General features: G+C 71.7%; 14 protein-coding genes. 7 read left to right on the top strand and 7 right to left on the bottom strand.

From position 1 onward, the window contains the following. Window positions 1-112 precede the first annotated feature (112 nt). Complete coding sequence (locus tag ABGB17_RS07205) at window positions 113-1,480, top strand: helix-turn-helix transcriptional regulator (RefSeq protein WP_347627012.1); 1,368 nt, start codon at window positions 113-115, stop codon at window positions 1,478-1,480. A 57-nt stretch (window positions 1,481-1,537) separates the two neighbouring features. Then, window positions 1,538-2,320 carry a methylenetetrahydrofolate reductase gene (locus ABGB17_RS07200; protein WP_347627011.1) on the top strand — a complete coding sequence of 261 codons (783 nt, stop codon included), beginning with the start codon at window positions 1,538-1,540 and terminating at the stop codon, window positions 2,318-2,320. A 103-nt stretch (window positions 2,321-2,423) separates the two neighbouring features. On the opposite strand, the gene ABGB17_RS07195 is transcribed toward ABGB17_RS07200, so the two are convergent. The 4 genes from ABGB17_RS07195 to ABGB17_RS07180 all read right to left on the bottom strand — a co-directional run bounded on the left by ABGB17_RS07195 (window position 2,424) and on the right by ABGB17_RS07180 (window position 6,364). Next, window positions 2,424-2,930 (bottom strand): methylated-DNA--[protein]-cysteine S-methyltransferase, encoded by a 507-nt coding sequence (locus ABGB17_RS07195; RefSeq protein ID WP_347627010.1) that lies wholly within the window; start codon window positions 2,928-2,930, stop codon window positions 2,424-2,426. Next, window positions 2,927-4,624: an AlkA N-terminal domain-containing protein gene (locus tag ABGB17_RS07190; RefSeq protein ID WP_347627009.1), complete on the bottom strand. Its 1,698-nt coding sequence runs from the start codon at window positions 4,622-4,624 to the stop codon at window positions 2,927-2,929. Before ABGB17_RS07190 ends, ABGB17_RS07195 begins: the two co-directional genes overlap by 4 nt. Window positions 4,625-4,787: 163 nt before the next feature. Beyond that, window positions 4,788-5,609: a methyltransferase domain-containing protein gene (locus ABGB17_RS07185; protein ID WP_347627008.1), complete on the bottom strand. Its 822-nt coding sequence runs from the start codon at window positions 5,607-5,609 to the stop codon at window positions 4,788-4,790. Between the two features lie 11 nt (window positions 5,610-5,620). Next, window positions 5,621-6,364: a class I SAM-dependent methyltransferase gene (locus tag ABGB17_RS07180; RefSeq protein WP_347627007.1), complete on the bottom strand. Its 744-nt coding sequence runs from the start codon at window positions 6,362-6,364 to the stop codon at window positions 5,621-5,623. Between the two features lie 71 nt (window positions 6,365-6,435). Between ABGB17_RS07180 and ABGB17_RS07175 the strand changes: the two genes are divergently transcribed. Together ABGB17_RS07175 and ABGB17_RS07170 are read left to right on the top strand one after the other, a co-directional pair. Then, window positions 6,436-7,422 carry a LysR family transcriptional regulator gene (locus ABGB17_RS07175; RefSeq protein WP_347627006.1) on the top strand — a complete coding sequence of 329 codons (987 nt, stop codon included), beginning with the start codon at window positions 6,436-6,438 and terminating at the stop codon, window positions 7,420-7,422. 241 nt (window positions 7,423-7,663) lie between these two features. Continuing rightward, window positions 7,664-7,951, top strand: coding sequence for a hypothetical protein (locus ABGB17_RS07170; protein ID WP_347627005.1), 288 nt, complete (start codon window positions 7,664-7,666; stop codon window positions 7,949-7,951). Between the two features lie 59 nt (window positions 7,952-8,010). Here ABGB17_RS07170 and ABGB17_RS07165 read toward each other — a convergent pair whose 3' ends face one another. From ABGB17_RS07165 to ABGB17_RS07155, 3 genes are all read right to left on the bottom strand, one after another. After that, on the bottom strand, window positions 8,011-8,955 hold the full coding sequence (locus tag ABGB17_RS07165) for an NYN domain-containing protein (RefSeq protein WP_347627004.1): 945 nt from the start codon (window positions 8,953-8,955) through the stop codon (window positions 8,011-8,013). Between the two features lie 105 nt (window positions 8,956-9,060). Then, window positions 9,061-9,267, bottom strand: a complete 207-nt coding sequence (locus tag ABGB17_RS07160) for an acyl-CoA carboxylase subunit epsilon (RefSeq protein ID WP_347627003.1) — start codon at window positions 9,265-9,267, stop codon at window positions 9,061-9,063. Window positions 9,268-9,275: 8 nt separating this feature from the next. Beyond that, complete coding sequence (locus ABGB17_RS07155; RefSeq protein WP_347627002.1) at window positions 9,276-10,874, bottom strand: acyl-CoA carboxylase subunit beta; 1,599 nt, start codon at window positions 10,872-10,874, stop codon at window positions 9,276-9,278. A gap of 76 nt (window positions 10,875-10,950) precedes the next feature. Here ABGB17_RS07155 and ABGB17_RS07150 point away from each other — a divergent pair, with 76 nt between their 5' ends. From ABGB17_RS07150 to ABGB17_RS07140, 3 genes are all read left to right on the top strand, one after another. Then, the gene (locus ABGB17_RS07150; RefSeq protein WP_347627001.1) at window positions 10,951-11,745 is read left to right on the top strand and encodes an ABC transporter ATP-binding protein; all 795 of its coding nucleotides are present in this window, start codon (window positions 10,951-10,953) and stop codon (window positions 11,743-11,745) included. Beyond that, entirely contained in the window at window positions 11,721-13,280 is a 1,560-nt protein-coding gene (locus tag ABGB17_RS07145; protein WP_347627000.1) for a hypothetical protein, read from the top strand. Before ABGB17_RS07150 ends, ABGB17_RS07145 begins: the two co-directional genes overlap by 25 nt. Window positions 13,281-13,386: 106 nt before the next feature. Then, on the top strand, window positions 13,387-16,074 hold the full coding sequence (locus ABGB17_RS07140; RefSeq protein WP_347626999.1) for a phosphoenolpyruvate carboxylase: 2,688 nt from the start codon (window positions 13,387-13,389) through the stop codon (window positions 16,072-16,074). The last annotated feature ends 60 nt before the right edge of the window (window positions 16,075-16,134 follow it).

Below are 16,134 nucleotides of genomic sequence, written 5' to 3'. Positions count from 1 at the left end.
ACCCGTCATTTAGGGTTATCATTACGTTGGTGCTCGGGAGTCGTCCGGACAAGAGCTGATCCACTACGGCGATCTGCTGCCGAATCGGCCACACTCGGAGAGGAGAAAAGGCATGCCCGCACCCCGGAAGAACAGTGACCGATATAGGTCAATGGCTCACTATTTCGGGGCGTTAATTCGTGATCTCCGGGATTCGTATGAGCTGCGGATCGGTGAGCCGATGACCGTCGCCCAGTTGGCCGACCGGGCGGGCTACTCCGCGTCGATGATCGGCCAGTTGGAGCGCGGGGAGAGTCTGCCCGATTCCGGCCGGCGCGTTCAGGAGCTCGACGACGCGTTGCGGGCGGGCGGTGAGTTGAGAAAGGTGTGGCCATTGGTGCAACGCCTCGGACATCGCACCATTGACGACCTCGCCACAGCGACAAATCGGGGTATCGAGGGTTACCGTGACAATCAATCAGAGGCCCATGTCGATGGAGATGATATGGAACGCCGTCACCTATTTCAGTTGGCCGGTCTGGGGCTGCTGACTCAGGGGTCGCTCTCGGGCACAGGGGAGCCGATCCGGCGGATGCTGGAGCGCGCTCTGGGAACGGCGCACGACCTCACCATCGAGGACTGGGAGGCTGTCTGCACCGGTCACCTGCATGCCCTCCTCCACCAGCCTGCGGCGCGGGTGAGAGACCACCTCGCGGTGGACCTGGCGGCCGTCCGGCAGGAGCTGCTCCGCACGGCTTCCGAGCGGGCGGGCGGTCTGGCGCGGGTCGCGGCGTGGCTGTCCGTCATGTACGCCAACGTCCTCTGGCGGCTTGGGGAGCACGGCGCCGGACAGCGCTGGCTGGTGACCGCCCGCCACGCGGCGGACGCCTCCGGCGACCTCGACATGCGGGTGTGGGCGCGCGGGACCGAGGCGATGTTCGCCCTCTACTCGCCGCTTTCCGGTCAGGCGGTTCTGGAACTGGCCCGCGACGCGCAAGCCGTCGCGGGCGCCGGTGTCACGCCGGCACGCATGCGAGCCGTCGCCATGGAGGCGCAAGCGCTGGCCGTCCTCGGCAGGAGGCGGGAAGCACAGGAACGGCTGCTCCATCTCCACGAGCTGGCCGATCGCCGCCCTGCCGCCGAGCGATTCGGTTGGACGGACGACGCGGTGTGGTTCACGGCCTCCTGGGTGCACTCGTACGGCGGCGCGATCGAAGCGGCGCGCGAAGCCCGGGACAACGCGCTCGCGCTCGTCACGACCTACCAGAACAGCGCGAACCTCCAACTGCATGAGGCCCTCAGCGTGAGCAAGAGCGGTCGCCACGACAAGGCGCTGGCCATCGCGACGCAGGTCATCTCCGATCTCGATCCGGCCCACCGCACCTACCCGATCCTCCACACCGCTCGCTCGGTGTTGACCACCATCCCGGTGGAGAAGCGCCGCGCCCTCCCCGCTCTTCCCGACTACCGTGCCGTGATCACCGCGTCGGCTCCGGCCTAGGGCTGAACGGGTCGCCGCAGCCCTGACGGGATCCGGGCGGTGCCTTACGTTGATCGCATGACGAGTCATCGGTTCGAGGTCATCTGTGAGATCGAGCCGCCGACGCGGCCGGATCTCAAGCACGTACGGCATCAGATCGGGACGTTGGGGAAGGTCGCCGACGCGTTCCTGATCCCGGACAACCACATCGGGCGGGCCACCGTGTCGAGTGTCGCTGTGGCGCACGAGGTCGAGGCGATGGGCGGGCGCAGCATCGCGTGCCTGAACTCGCGGGACCGCAACCTGCTGGGTTTCCGGCGCGACCTGCTGACGGCGGCGGCGTACGGCGTGGACCAGTTCCTGTTCGTGTACGGGGACAAGCCGACCTCGGGGGGGCGGACCAGTGAGCTTAACGTCCGCTCGATGATCGACGAGGTACGTGCCGCGGCCGAGGAACCGGCGTTCGCCGGCGTCCGTCCGTTCCGCGTCGGCACGGCGGCGGCACTGCGGCCGCTGCCCGCGTGGAAGAGGGCCGCTGACTTCGTGTTCGTGCAGGTCAGCTTCTCGGTGGACGTGCTGCTGCGCTGGCGGGAGGCCAACCCGCTGGACGTGCCGGTGTACGCGGGAGTGATGGTGCTGGCGAGCGAGGGCCATGCCCGGCGGCTGGCTGCGGCCATCCCCGACATCGACATCCCGGAGGACCTCGTGAGGACGGTCGCGGCGGACCGCGCCGCCGGCGTGGAGGCCACCTGCGAACAGGTGCTCCGCATCAGGGAGTCAGGCGCCTTCGACGGCGTCCACCTCATCCCCGTGACCCGCTACCGCGAACTGGCCGCCCGCCTGGAGCCGCTGCTCACGTGAGGCGGTGCCGTGGTGCGGGTGAGTCCCGGGGTCAGGGCAGGTCTCGCTGGGGCCATGACGTGCCGAGGTCTCGGCGCCTGCTCTCGGGGGGTTCCGGCGCGGGTCAGATGGCCTTCTCGTGGCGGAGGAGCCACTCCTTGACCGAGGTGCCGTAGTAGTAGCCGCCGAAGGGGCGGTTGCCGGTGGCGGGGAGGATCCGGTGGCACGGGACGAAGGGGGCGATGAGGTTCTGGGCGCAGGCGGAGCCGGCGGCGCGGGCGGCTGTTCTCGGCAGGCCGGCGCGTTCGGCCAGCTCGGCGTAGCTGATCGTCGTGCCGGCGGGCACGGCGCGCAGGGCCGTGAGGAGGCGTTGGCGGGTGGGGGTGCCGGGCTGTTCCAGGTCCACTGCGTCCAGGGCGGACAGGTCGCCGTCCAGGTAGTCGTGGACGGCCCGGGCGGGCTTGCCCAGGTCGGCGACCTGACGCAGGGGGAGTGCGCGCAGGTTCTCGGGGAGACGGGTGTGCATCTCGCCGAGGTCCGCGGTGAAGCCCGCGGCGACCAGCACGCCGTCGTGGGTCAGCAGGGACAGCGGACCGGTGGGGGTGGCGAGGACCTGTCCGTCGATGGTCATGATGAGCTCCAGAGGTGGAGTGCGGCGTACGCCCGCCAGGGGCGCCACCGTTCGGTTTCTTCTTCGGAGATGCCGAGCGCCTTCATGGCCCGCACCAGACCGAGGTCCTTGTCGGGCCAGGCGTCCGGGTCGCGCAGTGCGCGCATCACGATGTAGCCGGTGGTCCACGGGCCGATGCCGGGGACGGCCATCAGCCGCGCGGCGGTGTCCGCCGGGTCGGCGCCGCCGTCCAGGTCGAGTTCACCACCGGCGACCAGGCCGGCGAGGGTCTTCAGGGTCTCGACGCGCCGCCCCGTCATCCCGAGCCCGGCCAGGTCGGCCTCGGCGAGCTGCTCGGCCGTGGGGAACAGCAGGTACGGCCGCCCGCCGCCGGACGGGTCACCGGCGGTTCCGGTCCGGCGCGCGTCGCCGGGGGAGTCGCCGGTGGTTCCTGCCTGCCGCGCGTCGCCGGGCGGGTCATCGGCGGTTCCGGTCCGGCGCGCGTCGCCGGGAGGGTCGCCGGTGGTTCCTGCCTGCCGCGCGTCGCCGGGCGGGTCATCGGCGGTTCCGGTCCGGTGCGCGTCGCCGGGAGGGTCGCCGGTGGTTCCTGCCTGCCGCGCGTCGCCGGGCGGGTCATCGGCGGTTCCGGTCCGGTGCGCGTCGCCGGGTGGGGGGACGGTGGTGCCCGCGCGTGCGGCGATTCGGCCGAGGAGCGTGCGCGCCCCTGGCACCGAGACCTGCTGTCCCACCACGGCGCGCACGGCCAGTTCGAAGCCGTCGAACGCGCCCGGTACCCGCAGGCCGGGGCGCCGTTCCACCAGCCGCCCGATCGCGGTCGGGCCGAGTGCCTCGGCGATGGCGTCCGGGTCGGCGTCCAGGTCGAACAGGCGGCGGCATCGTGCCACGACGCGGGCGAGGTGACGGGTGTCCTCAAGTGCGACGGACAGCGTCAGGTGGCCCGCCGCGGGTGTCACCGTGACCAGCCCGCCGGGCACCGCCCGCCGGTAGTGGTCCGGTGTGACGTCCTCGACGCCGGGGATGGCCCGCGCCGCCAGGAACCCGAACATCGCCTCGACGTCGTACGGCCCCCGGTACCCGAGCCGCAGGGTCACCTCCCCGCCGGGCCCGGCGACCGCCAGGCGCCCCGCGGAGGCCCGCAGATCGGTGGGGGAGAACCCGTACGCGTCCCGCATGCTCGCGTTGAACTGCCGCACGCTGCCGAACCCGGCGGCGAAGGCGACGTCCGTGATGGGCAGTCCTGTCTCGGTCAGCAGTTGCTTGGCCAGCAGCAGCCGCCGCGTCCGCGCCACCGCCAGGGGGCCGGCCCCCAGCCGGGTGGTGAAGATCCGTAGCAGGTGCCGCTCGGTGACGTGCAGCCGCCCGGCCAGCCCCGCCACCCCGTGCTCGTCCGCCACCCCGTCGTCGATCAGCCGCAATGCCCGCCCGACAAGGTCCGCCGGCACGTCCCACCCCGGGTCTCCCGGACTGAGCTCGGGCCGGCACCGCCGGCACGGCCGGAACCCCGCCGCCTCCGCGGCGGCCGCGTGCCGGTAGAACCGCACGTTCTTCCGCGCCGGGGTACGCGCCGGGCAGATGGGACGGCAGTAGATCCCTGTGGAGGTGACGGCCGTGTAGAACCGCCCGTCGAACCGTGTGTCGCGGGAACTGACGGCCCGGTAGCACGAGTCGAAGTCGAGGGTCTGGTGTGGGGTCACGCACACGACGATATGCGCTGATCCACACCTCCCACCGGCGGAAAACGGACCTTGTCGTGGCTGCCCCCGCGAGCCTCGTCAAGGCAGGTCGCCGCCCGCTCACGGCGCGGACACGGTTCAGTGGCCGCACCTCGGTGCCCCGGGCACCCGGACGGTGGGGTTGTCAGTCCCGCCGGGCGACGACCAGCCAGTTCGTGCTGGGAATGACTATCCGCTGCGGCGCCTGGTAGGGGCGGAGGGCCTCGGTGAGGATGTCGCGGACGGTGTCGGGGCTGAGACTCTCCTGTTCCAGGACTCCCCGTACCGGGCCGCTGCAGAGATAGAACTCGGTGGCTGTGGCGAGGTCGGCGCCGAAGTCCATCGGGGCTAGCAGTGGTCTGACATGGACGTCGGCGAAGCCTCCTTCGTGCAGGACGGTGGTGATCCGTGCGGAGTCGGCCAGGGAGAACATCGCCGACTCCGGCAAGCCGGGCCTGCCCAGGTGGTGGCACAGGGCCGTCATCGGCGCGGTGTACCAGGGGTTGGCCGCCATGGAGGCGGGGCACACGAAGACGAGGCGGCCGCCGGGCCGCATGGCGAGCGCGACGTTGCCGAACGCCGCGACCGGGTCGTCGAAGAACATGACGCCGAACCGGCTGATCGCCACCGTGAACGAACCGAGGGCGAAGGGATGGGCCTGGACGTCGCCACGCAGGAACGTCGCGTTGCCGATGCCGGCCGCCGCGGCGGCCTCCCTGGCGCGTTCGAGCATGACCTCGGACAGGTCGACGCCGTGGGCTCGTCCACGCGGCGCTCGCGACGCCGCGAGCAGGGTGGTCTCCCCGGTGCCGCAGCCGATGTCCATGACGTGGTCGTGCGGTTCGATACCGGCGGCGTCCAGCAACGCGTCGGTGATCTCGGTGGCGCCGCGACTCTCGCTGTGCTTGACCCAATTGGCCCCCTCCGGGCCGTTCCAGGCGTCGGCCTGTGCGGTGTTCACTGTCATGACGCCTCCTCTCAGTGTGTGGCCTGTGCGACGACTCTCAGCCCCACCGCGGCGAGGCCGCCGCCGAGGATCCGCTGCCGCTCGATGCGCCGGAGCATGGTGAACACCCGCGCACCGGCGTCGTCGTCGCTGATCCGGTCGGCGAGGTACCGGTGCAGGTACGGGCCGCGGGTGGCTTTGCGGACCTTGAAGGCGGCGCCGATCGCGTCGATCATGGCCTCGCCGGGGTGAAGCGGCCGGTGCCGCTTGATCCAGTGGGTGTAGGGGTCCTCCGCCAGGGGCCGGCGCTCCGGCGGCGCCGGCGTGAAGGCGGAGTCGAGGACGGCCTCCATGTCGTGGAACCACGACGCGGTGGCGCCGTCGGCGCGTTCCCAGGCGAACTCGTCGACGAGCAGGAGCCCACCCTGCTTCAGCAGGGCACGCGCGCGGTGGACCACCTTGGGGAGACGGCTCATGTGGTGCAGGGAAAGGGAGAACACGACCGCGTCGAACGGGTCGCCGTCGTACCCGGCGAAGTCGCCCCGTATCGCGTCGACGCCTCGCGCGCGGGCCGCCGTGACGGCCTCGGCGTCGTTGTCCACAGCGGTCACCGTGTAACCGGCCTCGTCGAGGGCGAGCGCGAGGTCGCCGCGCCCGCAGCCGGCGTCGAGCACCCGTGCGGGTGCGGGCGGAAGCCACCTGGTCAGGAAGGACATCTGGTCGGCGATGCCCGCAGCGGTGACGCCGTACGCCGTGTCGTGAAGTGTGGGATGCACAAGGCCCAGCCTCAGCCAGTGGAGCTATAAGGACAACTGCAGGTTTGTACGAGGAGGTATACGCTCGATGCATGCTTGATACGTGGTCGCTCCAGGTACTCGCCGCGGTCGGCGAGCACGGATCGTTCTCGGCCGCGGCCGAGGCGCTCTCCTTGACCCAGCCGGCCGTCTCGCGGCAGATCGCGGGGCTGGAGAGACGCCTCGGGGTGTGCCTGTTCAGCCGGGTGCCGCGCGGAGTGCGGGTCACCCCCGCGGGGGAGATCGCCGTCGAGATGGCCCGCGACACCCTGGCCCGGCTGCGTGCGCTCGAGGCGCGGCTCGCGTCCTTCGCCGACCTGGAGTCCGGCGTGCTGCGGCTCGCGGCGTTCCCGAGCGCCAACGCCTTCCTCGTGCCGGAGGCCATCCGCCGGTTCGCCGACGCGCACCCCGGCGTGTCCCTCAGCCTGCTGCGCGCGGACCCGGCGGCGCCGCTGCGCGCGGTGCGGGAAGGCCTGATCGATCTGGAACTGATCACGCACTGGCACCTGTACGAGGACGGCGAGGCGGCCAGGTACGCCTCACCCGGCGAGAGCCCCCGCCGCATCGCGCTCGACGGCGTCGAGCTCGTCCCTCTGCTGGACGAGGAACTGCGGATCGCCCTGCCCGCCGACCACCGGCTGGCACGCGTCCACCGCGTCCACCTGGCGGACCTCGCGGACGAGACCTGGATCGACGGCGCGCATCCCGACTGCCTCGGGCCGATGACGCCGCTCACCGAGGCGCTCGGCACCGCGCCGCGGGTCGGCCTGTGGTGCGACGACTGGAACGGCAAGCAGGCGCTGGTCGCGGCCCGCGCCGGCGTCATGCTCGTCCCGAGCCTGGCCCACACGGCGCTGCGGGACGACGTGGTCGTCCTCCCCGTCACCCCGTCGCTGCCGACCCGTCGCCTCTACGCCGTCGCGGCCCCCGCGCACTGCCGCGCTCCCGCCGTGACGGCGATGCTGGCGATCCTCGCCGACCTGACCGCGCGGCACCGGCTCTCCAGGCGGGTGCCCAGGCAACTGGTCCCGGGAGCATGACCGCGCGGCACCGGCTCTCCAGGCGGGTGCCCAGGCAACTGGTCCCGGGAGCATGACCGAGCCACCTCACCCGCGTGATCTCAGCCCTTTACGTGTCACGAGTGGCCAGGTATACGCGCACGACATGACAGACATGATGAACAGTCATTTTTCTTGAGGCCGGAGTTCATTCAATAATCGTCGTTGCCGGGCCGCGGTCCAGCGGTTCGTAAGATTCGTGAGAATAGAAAAGGACGGTCTGATGCGACGACGAATCGTGTGGTTCTTCGGTGTGGTCACCTTGGCTGCCGCCGTGCTTGTCCCCGCGACCGGAGCCGCCGCCGATTCATGCGGCGCCAGTTCCTATCTGGGGGCCGGTGGATATCAGTACGTCGGGTACCACAACTGCGGCAGCGGCTCCGTCAGCCTCTACGGCAATATCATGGGTAACGTCGGCGGGTGTCAGACGGTCGCGGCAGGAAGCTCGGTCACCCTTCACAGCGCCTACGTCGGGCCTTACCAGGCTCCCTGGAGTGTCCACTCCTGCTAGGGCCCGCGGCGGCCGTGCGCACCGCCGCCGGGTGTCCCGGGGGCCGTGCGCAGGCGGGCTTATTTGGTGGAAATGCCGACGCCGAGGTCGAATTCGCGGTAGACGCGGGCCCAGAAGCCGTCGCGGAGCCATACTCTCGCTTCGGGGTAGGGGCGCAGGGAATGGCCGAGTTCCTTTTCCGCTTCGATGAGGAGCTCGGTGTCGATCACGGTGGGGAGGAGTGGGCCGGGGAGGAGGTCGCGGATATTGTCGCGGCCCCGGGTGAGGATCCACTTCTGGGCCACGTGTTCGCCGACCTCTTCGACGCGGGGGCGGCTCGGGCCGAGTTTGGTGACCTGGCCGGGGTGTTTCAGGGTGGGCTTGGGGGTGGCCGGGGTGCGGCCGGCGAAGACCTGGGCCGGGGACGGGGTGGCGGGGACGGCGGGGACGACCTGGGCGGCGCGGCTGAAGTAGGGGCGGAGGAAATCGGCCTCCAACTCCTCCACGGTGTCGGATTCCCAGACGAGGCGCTCGGCTTGGTTCGTTCCGTACGGGGGCTCCACGCCCCACAGGTGGATGCGGACGCCGAACGTCTGCGCGGCCTCCACGGCGGGCACCATGTCCTCGTCGCCGGCGATGAGCACGGTGTCGCTGACGGCGTGGTGGCGGGCCAGGGCCTCCAGGTCGCTGCGGATCTGGGCGTCGACGCCCTTCTGCTGGCCGCGGGCGTTGAGGTTGCCGAGGCGGACCTTGACCCAGGGGAGCTGGGCGATGACGCGCTGGTCGACCGTGGGAACGCGGTCGCGGGCGGCGTCGTACCAGTAGATGCGGAGCAACTCGCCGGGGATGCGCTCCATCGCGTGCTTCTTGAGGGCCTGGATCAGCTCGTCCGCCGCCACGCGGTATTCCTTGCGCTCCTTGGCGCCGAGGAGGACCTCGCCCGCCGCCGCGTACAGGTAGCCGACGTCCACCAGGATGGCGTATTTGGCGGCCACGGGATGCGGTGTGAGGTCCGGGATTGCCATGCGTTCCTCCAGGGCCTCGGCGCTAGACGATGATCGGCTGACTATATTCCCCCATTTCTAGATAGTCCCAACTCTCAGGGCGGTTGACACCCAACTTCTGAAGATCTAATGAGCTCGTGCGCTCGCCCGCCAGGCCCCCGGCCCATGAGGAAGCCCGCTTCTCATGTGATGTGCCGGGCTTCGCCAGGTACCTGAATTTCGTGGTGTTCCCTGGGTGGATGTCTCTCTTGTCGTAAGCGCGATCACGAGCGCGGCGACTTCCTCCGGGGAGGCGTCGCCGCGGACGATCCTGAGGTACGGCTGCTGCTCCATGCGCGCTCCTACAGCGGGATGTTGCCGTGCTTCTTGGGCGGCAGCCCGGCACGCTTGTTGCGCAGCGCGCGAAGGGCCCGGACGACCTGCACGCGGGTGTCGGCGGGCCGGATCACCGCGTCCACGTAGCCGCGCTCGGCCGCGAGGTAGGGGTTGGCCAGCGTGTCCTCGTACTGGGTGATCAGCTTCTTGCGGTCGGCCTCGGGGTCGCCGGACGCCGCCAGCTCGCGCCGGTACAGGATGTTGACCGCCCCCTGGGCCCCCATCACCGCGATCTGCGCCGTCGGCCAGGCGAGGTTGACGTCCGCGCCGAGGTGCTTGGAGCCCATGACGTCGTACGCCCCGCCGTACGCCTTGCGGGTGATCACGGTGACCAGCGGCACGGTGGCCTCGGCGTAGGCGTACAGCAGCTTGGCGCCGCGCCGGATGATGCCGTTCCACTCCTGGTCGGTGCCCGGCAGGAAGCCCGGCACGTCCACGAAGGTCAGCACCGGGATGTTGAACGCGTCACAGGTGCGGACGAACCGGGCGGCCTTCTCGGACGCCGCGATGTCCAGCGTGCCGGCGAAGCTCATCGGCTGGTTGGCGACCACCCCCACCGAGTGGCCCTCGACCCGGCCGAACCCGACGACGATGTTGGGCGCGAACCCGGCGTGGACCTCGAGGAACTCCCCATCGTCGAGGACGTGCTCGATGACCTGGTGCATGTCGTACGGCTGGTTGGCCGAGTCGGGGATGAGCGTGTCCAGCTCGCGGTCGGCGTCGGTGACGTCGAGATCGGCCTCGGTCTCGAAGACCGGCGTCTCGTCCATGTTGTTAGAGGGAAGGTACGACAGCAGCGCCTTGGCGAACTCCAGGCAGTCGGCCTCGTCCGCGGCCTCGTAGTGCGCGACGCCGGACCGCGAGTTGTGGGTGTGCGCGCCGCCGAGCTCCTCGAACGTGACCTCCTCACCGGTGACCGTCTTGATGACGTCCGGCCCGGTGATGAACATGTGGGACTTCTCCCGCACCATCAGCACGAAGTCCGTCAGGGCGGGCGAGTACACCGCGCCCCCCGCGCACGGTCCCATGATCAGCGAGATCTGCGGGATGACGCCCGACGCGTGCACGTTGCGCTTGAAGATCTCGGCGTACAGCCCGAGCGCGACCACGCCCTCCTGGATGCGCGCGCCACCGGAGTCGTTGATGCCGACCACCGGGCAGCCGGTCTTCAGCGCGTGGTCCATCACCTTGACGATCTTCTCGCCGAAGACCTCGCCGAGCGAGCCGCCGAACACGGTGAAGTCCTGGGCGAACACGGCCACCGGCCGCCCGTCCACCGTGCCGTGCCCGGTCACCACGCCGTCGCCGTACGGACGGTCGCGCTCCAGGCCGAACGCGGTGGCCCGATGCCGTGCGAGCTCGTCGAACTCGACGAACGACCCCTCGTCCAGGAAGGCGACCAGCCGCTCCCTGGCGGTCATCTTGCCCTTGGCGTGCTGCTTCTCCACCGCGCGTGACGATCCGGCGTGCGTGGCCTCGTACTGCCGACGCTCCAGATCAGCGATCTTGCCAGCGGTGGTGTGCAAGTCGACGTCCTCGGACGGCGACACCGGCTCAGCGCTCATGTGCGTAGGTTAGTCCTCACGGGATCGGGAAAGTGACCCGACGCGTCACCCAGGGCGGCCTATTAGAGTGACCGCCATGACCGACATGGGGGACGGCGCGGCCCGGCCCGAAGCGGTGCGCACGTACGGCCTGGTCAAACGGTTCGGCGCGCAGATGGCGGTCGCCGGGGTCGACCTCGCGGTGCCCAAGGGGAGTTTCGCCGGGCTCGTCGGCCCGAACGGCGCGGGCAAGACCACCACCCTCAGCATGATCACCGGGTTGCTGCGACCGGACGCGGGCGTGGCCACGGTCGGCGGCGTGGACGTGTGGCGCGATCCGGTGAAAGTGAAGTCCCGGGTCGGGGTGCTGCCCGAGGGACTGCGGCTGTTCGAGCGGCTGTCCGGCCGGGAACTGCTGATCTACAACGGCCGGCTGCGCGGCCTCCCCAGGGACGAGGTGGCCCGGCGCGCCGAGGAGCTGCTGACGGTCATGGACCTCGCCGGGTCGGCGGACAAGCTGGTGGTCGACTACTCCACCGGCATGCGCAAGAAGATCGGCCTGGCCGCGGCGCTGCTGCACAACCCCGAGGTGCTGTTCCTGGACGAGCCGTTCGAGGGCGTGGACCCGGTGAGCGCCAACACCCTGATCGAGGTGCTGCGCCGCTACACCGCCTCCGGCTCCACGGTCGTCTTCTCCAGTCACGTGATGGAGCTGGTCGATCGCCTGTGCGACTGGGTGTCGGTGATGAGCGGCGGCCACATCGTCGCGCAGGGCCCGACGCCGCAGGTGCGCGGCGGCCTCACGCTGAACGAGGCGTTCCTGCGGCTCGTCGGTGCCCGGGAGGACACGGGCGGGGAGGGGCTGTCGTGGCTTGGCTCTTCGCCGGTCTGAAGCTGCGCCTGGTCGCGGGCAACCTGCGGGGCGGCGGCCTGACGCGCATCGCGGGTTTCGTCGTCACCGTGCTGGCCGCGCTCGTGGTGGGCGGCGGCGGGCTCGCCGTGCTCAGCCTCCTGCGGCTCGCGCCGGCCGACGTCGCGGCCGGCGCCGGCGTGCTGGTGTTCACCCTGGTCGCCGTGGTGTGGGTGGTCGGTCCGCTGATGGCGTTCGGCGTGGACGACACCCTGGACCCGTCCCGGCTGGCGCTGTTCCCGCTGACGGCCCGTCAGATGGCCGTGGGCATGTTCGCCGCCTCGGCCACCGGCCCGTGGCCGTTCGCCACACTGCTGTTGCTCACCGGCGCGGTGATCGGGGTGGCCAGGGGTCCCGGCGGGGTGCTGATCGGCGTGGTGGCCGCCGTGCTGCAGTTCGCGTTGTGCGTGGTGGCGTCCCGTGCCGTCACCACGGCGTTGTCCCGGCTGCTGCGCACCCGTCGCGGCCGCGACCTGCTGGCGGTCGGCGTGCTGCTCCTCATCCTGGCGCCGCAGATCCCGAACCTGCTGCTCCAGCGCGGCGCCGGCGACGCGCCACGCGAGATGCTCGCCCGGCTGGCCGGCACGCTGCGCTGGACCCCGCCCGGCATGGCGGCGCACGCGATGGCGGACGGCGGCCTCGTCGCGTTCGCCGAGCTGGCGGTGGTCGCCCTGGTGGTGGTCGTCCTCGGCGCGGTGTGGATCGCCACGCTGCGCCGGGTCATGGTCACCGCCGACGCCTCCACACAGGTCGGCTCGGTGCGCCGCAGCCGCTTCGACGCCCTGCTGCCGGGCGGCGTGATCGGCGCGGTGGCCGCCAAGGAGCTGAAGTACCTGCGCCGCGAACCGCGGGGCCGTCTCGGCTGGATGACCGCCGTCGCGGTGCCGGTGATCACGATGTTCTCCCTGGCGAACAGCGGCGCGCCCCTCCCCGGCCTCCTGGCGGCGCTGATCCCCGCGGGCGCGGCGGCGCTGATGATCGGCCTGCAGGGCGCCAACGCGTTCGGCCTGGACGGCCGCGCGTTGTGGATGAACGCCGTCGTGCACGCCAGCGAACGCGACCTGCGCACCGACCTCGCCGGGCGGCACCTGGCCGTCTCGGTGGCCGCGGCGCCGCTGCTCCTGATCATCTCGGTGGCGGGCGCGCTGGCCGGGGGCGACGCCTCCTCGGCCGTGCCCGCGCTGCTCGGCTCGGCGGGGCTGCTCGGGACCGCGCTCGGCGTGAGCGCGGTGATCAGCGTGGTGCTGCCGTACACCTTCCCCGAGCGGATCAACTCGTTCACCAGCGCCGCGCCCGGCCAGGGCGGGGTGGCGCTGGCCGGGGCCGTCGCGGCCCTGCTCGCCACGAGTGTGCTCGCCGTGCCCGTCACGCTGCCCGCGTTCCTCGGCGCCACCTGGGTCACGCTGCTCGCCGTGCCGTACGGCCTGCTGGTGGCGGCGGGGGGGCGGCGCCTCGCCGCCATGATCGGCTATCCGCGCCTGCCTGAGCTGATGGCCGCGGTGTCCCGCCCCACCTGACCCTTCTGCCGCGTTCCCCGCGTGGACATTTAGTGTTCATAGTGGTCTAGTCCAATGGGTGAGACCGGTGTCCGGCGAAAGGGGACCAGTGGATAGCCTTCGGGGTATGGCCGCCACCGCTCCGCAGCAGGAAGAGCGTTCCGCCGTCGAACGTCACAGCGCCGTCTCCGAGATGCCCGACGAACTGCGCGCCGACGTGCGCCTGCTCGGCGAGCTGCTCGGACGGGTGATCGCCGAGGACGGCGGCCCCGATCTGCTGGCGGACGTCGAGAGGTTGCGCAAGGCGGTGATCGCCGCTCGCCGCGGCGAGGGGTCGGTGGACGAGGTGGCCGCGATGGTCGCCGGGTGGCCGATCGACCGGGCCGTGCAGATCGCCCGCGCCTTCACCTGCTACTTCCACCTGGTGAACCTGGCCGAGGAGCACTTCCGCGTCCGCACCCTGCGCGAACGGGACACCGGCGAGGCGCCGCTGCCGGAGTCGCTGGACGCCGCGGTGACCGAGCTGAGGAACGACCTCGGCGCCGACGACCTGTCCCGGCTGATCGACGGGCTGGAGTTCCGCCCGGTGCTGACCGCCCACCCCACCGAGGCGCGCCGCCGCGCGGTGGTCACCGCGATCCAGCGGGTCAGCGTGCAGCTCGCCGAGTACAACTCCCCCGAGCGTGGAGCCCACGAGCGCAAGGAAGCGCACCGGCGGCTGCTGGAGGAGATCGACCTGCTGTGGCGCACCGCCCAGCTCCGGCACACCAAGCTGGACCCGCTCGACGAGGTCCGCACCGCCATGGCGGCGTTCGACGAGACCCTGTTCCGCACCGTCCCGCGCATCTACCGCTCGCTGGACGCCGCGCTCGCCGGCGGCAGCGGCACCCGCGCGCCGCTCGCGCGGGCCTACATCCGGTACGGAAGCTGGATCGGCGGCGACCGCGACGGCAACCCCAACGTCACCTCGCGGATCACCCGCGAGGCCGTGCTGATCCACGCCGAGCACGTCCTCACCGCGCTGGAGAACGCCGCCACCCGCATCGGCCGCACCCTCACGACGTCCGCCTCCTACGGCGCGCCGAGCTCCGAGCTGCTGGACCTGCTGGCCGCCGCGGCCGACGACCACCCCGAGCTCGTGTCCGAGCTCGGCAAGCGTTCGCCCCGCGAGCCGCACCGGCAGTGGCTGCTGTTCGTGGCCGCCCGCGTCGCCGCCACCCGGCGCCGCGACCTGGACCTCGCCTACCGCTCGCCCGACGAGATGCTGCGCGACCTGCGGGCCTGCCAGGCGTCGCTGCTGGCCAGCGGCGCCACGCGGCAGGCGTACGGCGAGCTTCAGCACCTGGTCTGGCAGGTCGAGACGTTCGGCTTCCACCTGGCCGAGCTGGAGGTGCGCCAGCACTCGCAGGTGCACGCCCAGACCCTTGAGGAGATCGCGGCGGGCAAGCGCTCCGAGCGCACCGAGGAGGTCCTGGCGACGCTGCGCATGATCGCCTGGATCCAGGAGCGGTTCGGTGTGCGGGCCTGCTCCCGGTACGTCGTGTCGTTCACCCGCTCGGCCGGCGACGTCGCCGCGGTGTACGCGCTGGCCGAGCACGCGCTCGGGTCGCGCGTCCCGGTGCTCGACGTGGTGCCGCTGTTCGAGTCCGGCGAGGACCTCGCCAACGCGGCCCGGGTGCTGTCCGGCATGCTGGAGCTGCCCGCCGTCCAGCGCAGGCTGGAGGCCAACGGCCGCCGCATGGAGGTCATGCTCGGCTACTCCGACTCGGCCAAGGAGCTCGGCCCGGCCGCCGCCACGCTGAAGCTGTACGACGCGCAGGCCGAGCTGGCCGCGTGGGCCGTCGAGAACGACGTGCGGCTCACCCTGTTCCACGGCCGCGGCGGCGCGCTCGGCCGCGGCGGCGGGCCGGCCAACCGCGCCGTGCTCGCCCAGGCCCCCGGGTCGGTGGCCGGGCGGTTCAAGGTCACCGAGCAGGGCGAGGTCATCTTCGCCCGGTACGGCCACCCCGCCATCGCGCTGCGGCACATCGAGCAGGTCACCAACGCCGTGCTGCTCGCCTCCACCCCCTCGGTGGAGGCCCGCACCGCCGACGCCGCCGCCCGCTACCGGGGGGTCGCCGAGAAGGTCGCCGCGGCGTCCGAGCAGGCGTACCGCTCGCTCACCGAGGCCCCCGGCTTCCCCGAGTGGTTCGGCCTGGTCAGCCCGCTGGAGGAGATCGGCTCGCTGCGTCTCGGCTCCCGCCCGGCCCGCCGCGGCCTCGGCGCGCCCCGCTCCCTGGACGACCTGCGGGCCATCCCGTGGGTGTTCGCCTGGGCGCAGACCCGGGTCAACCTCCCCGGCTGGTACGGCCTCGGCAGCGGCCTGCTCGCCGCCACCGAGCCGGCGGACGGCACGGTGCCCGGCCCCGGCCTCGCCGAGCTGCGCCAGGCGTACAAGGAGTGGCCGCTGTTCGCGTCCATGCTGGACAACGCCGAGATGTCGCTGGCCAAGACCGACCGTGCCATCGCCGCCCGCTACCTCGCCCTCGGCGGCCGGCAGGACTTCGCCGGCCAGGTGCTCGCCGAGTACGACCGCACCCGCCAACTGGTGCTCGCCGTCACCGGCCACACGCGGCTGCTGGAGAACCGCCGCGTGTTGTCCCGCGCCGTGCAACTGCGCGACCCGTACGTGGACGCCCTCTCCCACCTGCAACTGCGTGCCCTGTCGGCCCTGCGCGCCGACGGCGACCTGCCCGACGACGAGCGCGAGCGCCTGGAGACCCTCCTGCTGCTCAGCGTCAACGGCGTCGCGGCCGGCCTGCAGAACACCGGGTGATCTTCTCGCGGCCGTGAACCTCGGCGCCCGTTCCCCCGACTGAGCCGGGTGACGGGAGGA

The sequence above is a fragment of the Sphaerisporangium sp. B11E5 genome, from assembly GCF_039871875.1.
In the GTDB taxonomy this organism is placed as follows: domain Bacteria; phylum Actinomycetota; class Actinomycetes; order Streptosporangiales; family Streptosporangiaceae; genus Sphaerisporangium.
Note: the sequence above shows the minus strand (reverse complement) of the source record. Positions and strands in the feature narration are given on the sequence as shown.